The sequence below is a fragment of the Pirellulales bacterium genome, assembly GCA_033762255.1.
In the GTDB taxonomy this organism is placed as follows: Bacteria; Planctomycetota; Planctomycetia; order Pirellulales; family JALHPA01; genus JANRLT01.
Genome location: JANRLT010000001.1, coordinates 72,623 through 78,847 on the forward strand (window position 1 = coordinate 72,623; position 6,225 = coordinate 78,847).

A 6,225-nucleotide genomic window follows, 5' to 3' on the forward strand; every position below is an offset into this window, starting at 1 on the left:
CTTTTTTGGCATTAATTTTATTGGTTACACCCACTTCGGCCGCCGAACCAAAATTTACCCTCTTGTGGGATGGCAAAACCACTTCCGGCTGGCAGGCCAGCGGTGGCGGCAACTGGACCGTCGAAAAAATCAACGACAACGAGACCGCCCTGGTTGGCCGAAATAAAGCCGCCGAATCCCGGCATGGACTGCTGTTGGCGGACAAGAGTTACCGCAACTTCACGATCAAATTGCAATTCAAAAGCGTCGCGGGAAATAGCGGACTCTACTTTCGCGCGGAGCCCACCACCGACGACCTGGGCGTGAAAGGTTTTCAAGCCGAAATCGACCCCCAAAATGATGTGGGAGGATTATACGAAACCCACGGCCGGGGATGGGTGATTCAACCCCGCGCCGAACAGGTCGCGAAATACTTTAAGCCGGGGGAATGGAACACTTTGGAAGTGACCGCCAAGGGGCGCGATGTGATGGTAAAAATCAACGGCCAGACCAGCGCTGAACTGAAAAACGATCCCGGCCGGACCGAGGGAAAAATTGCCCTGCAACTGCACGGGGGGCAGGACGTGGAGGTGTGGCTACGAGAAATCGAGATCGCGGAATTGCCAGAGTAAGGTTAAGGGGTCCTGGCCTCATTATAAGTCTATTTCAAAACGGCGCGAGTACGCGATACTCGACGCACACTTGGCCCCGCGCGATGCCCTGCGGAAGTTCGATTTGACGGGATTTACTGTGATCATCCACCGTGACAACTAAATTCCCTATCGTGCCTGGTGGAAATTCGCACTCCTCCGCCACAAAAAAATCTTTGTGGCTAGTTTTGGCTATCGAAATTTGACATCCATTTGTCTTAAAGTATGCCGAGACCTGTGCGGAGTAACCGTTTTCACGTTGAATACCCATGAGTTACCATCCTTCCTCTCATCAAAAGTTGCAAGAGTACCTATTAAAATTTAAATACAACACCAAACTGGATTATCTGGGTGGCGGCACGGATGGAGATGTCTGGCAGACGGAGCGGGATACCGCGATTAAACTCTTCCATCGCCAACACGGCTACCTAAACGAGCGGGACACCTATTTGCGTTTGGCCGATTTTGGCATTGTCGAAAAAATCGATCATTTTTGGGTCCCCCGCATGCATCACTTTGACGACCAGTTGTGGGTTGTCGAAATGGACGTCATGCAAAAGCCACCATACATTATCGACTTTGCCAAAGTCAAACTCAATCACCCGCCGGACTTTTCCGAGGATGTCCTGGACGCCTGGGAAATCCAGGGCCAGGAGCGGTTTGAGCATCACTGGCCAGAAGTGAAATCCTTGCTCAGAACCCTCGAAAGCTATCTTATCTATTATCTCGACCCGCAACCTGGCAATATAGTGTTTGAGGATTTGCAATAACGGCAACTTGCTATAGGATCAGCCGCTGGGCGCTAGCCCACGGTTTAATAACGGTAACAATTTTCAACCGGACGCTAGCGCGTGTCGGCTGATGCTGTGACCAAATCTGCCCACGGTTGTTTCCCCTCCAACCATAGGCTTTTTGCTATACGGCTCAACACAACTCAATGTGGAAAAGCACTAGCTTGCTGAAATTAGCGGCCAGGGGAATTAACCAGAACAAAAATGGTGCTAGCGGGTCACAGTGCCGATGGTCCATTTTACCATAGCGACTCGCCACGGATTGCTTTATAATTTGGGCGTTTCCCGCCGTTTTCTGCTTTATTCCGGAACATTTTTGGTTCCCATCCACCCATGTTTGCCTATCTTGACTGTGCCAGCGGAATTAGCGGCGATATGACCCTGGGAGCGCTGGTGGATGCTGGCGCGGACCTGGCCGCCATCCAGGCGGGGATTCATTCGCTGGGCTTGACCCAGGTGCAACTCAGCGTCAGCGAGGTAAAGAAAAAAGGCTTTCGCGCGTTACAGTTGCAGATCACGCACCCCCCCGAGCACGCGCATCGGCATCTGCACCACATTACCGATATGATCGGCGCCAGTGCCGAAATTTCCCCCCGGGCTAAGGCACTTGCCGGGCAAATTTTTACCCGCATTGGCGAGGCCGAGGCCAAAGTCCACGGCACCACCATCCGCAAGGTCCACTTTCACGAGGTCGGCGCCATCGACAGCATCGCCGACATTGTCGGCACGGCCATCGCCTGGGACCAACTGGACATCACCGCCGCCGCCGCGTCCCCCATTCCCACCGGACATGGGTTTATCACCATCGCGCATGGGCGGTGCAGTCTGCCCGCCCCCGCCACGGCCGAAATTTTGACTGGCGTCCCCCTGGCCGAAAGCACCGTGCAGGCGGAATTGACCACGCCCACGGGGGCGGCGATTGTGCGGGAGTTATGTGGCGGGTTTGGACCTTCCCCCGCGATGACGATTACCAAGATTGGGTACGGCGCGGGTCAGCGGGACCTGGCGGAACAGGCAAATTTGCTCCGAATTTTATTGGGCGAGCGCACCGCTCCGGCGGATAGCGCGGCTCCTGGTTGGCCTGCGCTTGAAACGCTCTGTTTACTCGAGACGAATTTGGATGATGTGCCGGGCGAAGTGGTGGGCCATGCCGCGACGGAACTCTTGGCCGCGGGGGCCTTGGATGTGTACGGCACGCCCATTCAAATGAAAAAGAGCCGTCCGGGTGTAATGTTGAGCGTGCTCTGTCGGCCGGGGGACGCGGACAGGTTGGAGCAACGGATGTTTGAGGAGACCGGCACGCTGGGAATTCGCCGGACCACCATGGCGCGGCGGGCATTGGTCCGCCAGGAATTTACCGTGGAGACGCTTTGGGGTCCGGTCGCGGGAAAATTAACGCGGTTGCCGGGTCGCCCCGCCGGTTTTTCACCCGAATACGAGGATTGCCGCAAAATCGCGCTGGCGGCGGCGGTCCCCTTGCGCGAGGTCCAGGCGGCGGCTCTGGCCGCGTATGCCCGGCGACAGGACGCCCGGCAACAGGGCGCGGATAACGGGGCGAACGGCTAATCACTTACGGTTGGATTTTGAACGCGGGTTGGGCCAAGTCAGGTTTGGCGGAAAAGGAATTCCCCATGTTTGAACAATTTGAACTTCGGCATCTCTGGCTGTTTGTCGGATTGGTGGGGGCGTTTTGGATTTATAATCGCTTGATGGCCTGGCTGGGTAACCGGGCCAGGCCTTTTTCACGCGAAGATTACGGTGGAACGGCGTCGCTCAGCGTCGATGAACTGGCCGCGCGCAAGCGATGGCTGGAAGAAGCGGAATTGGAGCTGCGGGAACTGGCCCGGGAACTGACCGCCAGACTCGACACCAAGATTGGCGTGGTGCAGCAAGCGCTGGTGCAAATAGAAGAAGCCACCGGGCGGTTGCACGGGGCGCTGGAAAAAGCGGAACGCTGGGGATTGCTGGAGGAAGCTGGCTTTTTATCCGAATCGGCGACCACGGGCGCTGCGTCCCCGCAATCCGCCACGGGACAAAGCTATCGCCGGGTGGATGGGGGCTTGGCACAGCCAGCGGCAATTCCCCTGGGCCGCGTGACCATGCCCGCCGATTTGGAAGCTGATCCCCGGTTTGAGCGTGTGGCCCGCCTGGCCCGCGCGGGGTGGGGTGCCGCGCAAATCGCCCGCGAGACCGGCCAGCAGATTGGCGATGTGGAGCTAATCCTCAGCTTGTATCAGCCAGTGGGGTAAGTTGGAGTTTGGAGGATGGAGTTTGGGGTGATTGGGGGGTTGGGTAGGAGATCGTGAGCGCGGGGTCGCAGATTCTAGCCGCGAAGCCGCTGCATATCCGTAGCCGCGCAGGCACAAGCACGTGGAGCCCGCCGTAGCCGCGTGCGCAAGCACGTGAAACAAGTCCGCAAAAATTCTAGCCCAACGGGGCGTCATAAGGGATGAGCACTTGGGCATCCCCAGAAAAATACAGCCAATCCGCGCGTTGACACGAACGGGAATAAAATTTCCTTGCGATACCGAAAGGTTTGCCATTAAATGTCGGTGTTGCGCCGACGCAGCTCAATGGAAACAACCTCATGCGGATTTCTGGTCAAAAAACGGAAAGATTAACGCATTTCGCCGGGCAAATCCTGCCAGCGCGAATGTTGCACTGGCAAATACTGCTGGGCGCGCTGGCAGTTGTTGCTTTTCTGGGCATAAGTGCCGCCGAACCGACGGACACATCGAACGCGCCCAGTAGTGCCCAAGGTTTCGCAACTCGGGGAGATAAACAGGTAGCGAACTTCCCTCCAGCAACCGCCGTTTTGGATGAGCCTGCCGCCGCTCCACTAACTACCCTGACCAAAATGGGGGAGGAATGGATCGCGACCACGCCAGGAGTGCCTGGGAGGTTGATTATAAAACACCGGTTAAGCAAAGTGGGAGACATAATTAGTGATAATGGAAAACTAACGGCACATGTGAAATCACGCAAATCACTTGATAAGACCGTGACGCACTGGGTATGTGTCAATCGTTTGGATCATGGTGGCACTGTCTCCGAGCATCAGTACCATGATTATTTCAACGAAACTAAGAATTTTGCGTTCAGCCGCAGTGGAAAGTATTACTGTTATTCATGCCCGCGCGTAAATTCCTTTAGGATCATCGATGCCAACACTGGTAAAACCGTCAGAGAGCAAATCTTGGATGTTACAAAGAGTAGGATAAAAGAAGAAAATGGTGAAGTTCAAGAGATATTTGTGCCCACAGTTGCGGTTCAAATCCTTGCTCAGTTGGAAGATGAATTTTTAATTCTGATGCCGAATAAGGTTTATGCAGTCGGTCCCGATTTTACAACTACCAGAGTTGTCATAGATAAAATTGAAGAGGAAATCGAACGTGGATGCTTGTCTCCTTGTGGAAGGTATCTATGCCTAACGACCCGTATGGGCAGTTCGACCTTCAATTTACAGACACGAAAGCTGGAACACTTTGTCGCTAGTGAACAATTTCGACCAAATCAAATTAGCGAGAATGCGGAGTTCGGAGTAGATAACATGAAAGTACACCTCATTCGTGGGCCATCGGATGGTACTTATCTATTAAACCAAAAATCATTTATGGGTAATTTTTTTCCGAAGAGTCAATTTTGGGAATTATCCGCAACGACGGTGAAAATTCATGACTATCGCGCACAACGAGTAATGTTTGAACTGGATAAAAAACGGCTTTTACATGTACGTTCTAAAAGCGGAGATAACACTTTTGGCAATTCTGAATGGATTTTTTTCGCTTGTTTAGGTTCTCAGGAACTTATTGCTGTTGAGTCAAGTACCACCGGACACTTTGTGTTGAGTTACCAAGAATGATTTTTATTCCGGGAGGATTATAGATGAAACATTTAGCGGGTAGCCTAGGTTATTCGCAAGGGTACCCAAGGAACTTGTTCCTTGGCCGCGCAGCGGCAAGAAGCATTTCTTCAAATATTTCCATTATATCCAAGTGGGCTTCTTGTGCTACGCACACTGGAACAAGTTCCAGTGCTACCCAATTGGTGATTAGCTGGGCTACCCGCTTGCAATTTTTTAGAAATTTACGTAAGTTATCTATACATTTAAAGAAAAATACATATTACATTTACACATTAAAAGTTTAATACACATGGAAGCTTCACTGATGTGGACCAGCATTTTTTTTTACCTTTCAGAGAGGCATTTATCCGCCACTAGGTATGCATCACTAATCATACTGGTACTCTTGTTGGGCTTGCCCACTTTGTGTCTGGCAGGGGAACTTGCTCCCCCCCGTTATAAAATCATTGGAATGAAGAAGTACGACATATTGGGGGGCAAAATCGCGATTCTCAAGGATCAGCGGCACTTTATAGTACCCTGTAGTCCCTTCGCAATCTTTAAGTACAGGATCGAAGACGGGAAATTGGTGGAACGAGTAAAATTCTACGATAATGCGAAGATGCATTTATCCGAATTTCGCCGTGTTAAGGATGAATTGTATTTGGTGACCACAACCCGGATCGCGCATTTATCCTATGAAACCGGAGGATATGCCAATGCCAAGAATTCCTTGGGCATCTCCCATAACTCAAAAGTTGAATCCATACAGATTGGGCGCAATGAAAGAGGTGAATTTATCATAACGGGTCTTCCCGTGGTGTTCTGCCTCAGCCGAAATTGGACAACGCCGCTGGTTGGGTTAATATAACCCTAACTGGAGGAATGATCCATGAGCGAAAGCAAGACCCGGCGGCATTTTAATCCGCAACAAAAAGCCGAGATCGTGCGGCGGCATCTG

6 protein-coding genes are annotated in these 6,225 nt (G+C 52.4%); 5 read left to right on the forward strand and 1 reads right to left on the reverse strand.

What is annotated here, in order from left to right; genetic code table 11:
* Positions 1-20: 20 nt before the first annotated feature.
* Positions 21-611 (forward strand): DUF1080 domain-containing protein, encoded by a 591-nt coding sequence (locus tag SFX18_00255; GenBank protein ID MDX1961548.1) that lies wholly within the window; start codon positions 21-23, stop codon positions 609-611.
* A 34-nt stretch (positions 612-645) separates the two neighbouring features.
* On the opposite strand, the gene SFX18_00260 is transcribed toward SFX18_00255, so the two are convergent.
* On the reverse strand, positions 646-900 hold the full coding sequence (locus SFX18_00260) for a hypothetical protein (protein MDX1961549.1): 255 nt from the start codon (positions 898-900) through the stop codon (positions 646-648).
* Between SFX18_00260 and SFX18_00265 the strand changes: the two genes are divergently transcribed.
* From SFX18_00265 to SFX18_00280, 4 genes are all read left to right on the forward strand, one after another.
* Positions 899-1,399, forward strand: a complete 501-nt coding sequence (locus SFX18_00265; GenBank protein MDX1961550.1) for a hypothetical protein — start codon at positions 899-901, stop codon at positions 1,397-1,399. The two genes, SFX18_00260 and SFX18_00265, sit on opposite strands and share 2 nt — an antisense overlap.
* 354 nt (positions 1,400-1,753) lie before the next feature.
* Positions 1,754-2,986, forward strand: coding sequence for a nickel pincer cofactor biosynthesis protein LarC (gene larC, locus SFX18_00270; GenBank protein ID MDX1961551.1), 1,233 nt, complete (start codon positions 1,754-1,756; stop codon positions 2,984-2,986).
* Positions 2,987-3,051: 65 nt separating this feature from the next.
* Complete coding sequence (locus SFX18_00275) at positions 3,052-3,669, forward strand: hypothetical protein (protein MDX1961552.1); 618 nt, start codon at positions 3,052-3,054, stop codon at positions 3,667-3,669.
* 287 nt (positions 3,670-3,956) lie between these two features.
* On the forward strand, positions 3,957-5,282 hold the full coding sequence (locus SFX18_00280; GenBank protein MDX1961553.1) for a hypothetical protein: 1,326 nt from the start codon (positions 3,957-3,959) through the stop codon (positions 5,280-5,282).
* The last annotated feature ends 943 nt before the right edge of the window (positions 5,283-6,225 follow it).

What these genes read in the sequence shown, in the direction of transcription:
- SFX18_00265 (MDX1961550.1), top strand. Translation starts at nt 899, where the DNA reads ATGAGTTACCATCCTTCCTCTCATCAAAAGTTGCAAGAGTACCTATTA.
- SFX18_00260 (MDX1961549.1), bottom strand. Translation starts at nt 900, where the DNA reads ATGGGTATTCAACGTGAAAACGGTTACTCCGCACAGGTCTCGGCATAC.
- larC (MDX1961551.1), top strand. Translation starts at nt 1,754, where the DNA reads ATGTTTGCCTATCTTGACTGTGCCAGCGGAATTAGCGGCGATATGACC.
- SFX18_00275 (MDX1961552.1), top strand. Translation starts at nt 3,052, where the DNA reads ATGTTTGAACAATTTGAACTTCGGCATCTCTGGCTGTTTGTCGGATTG.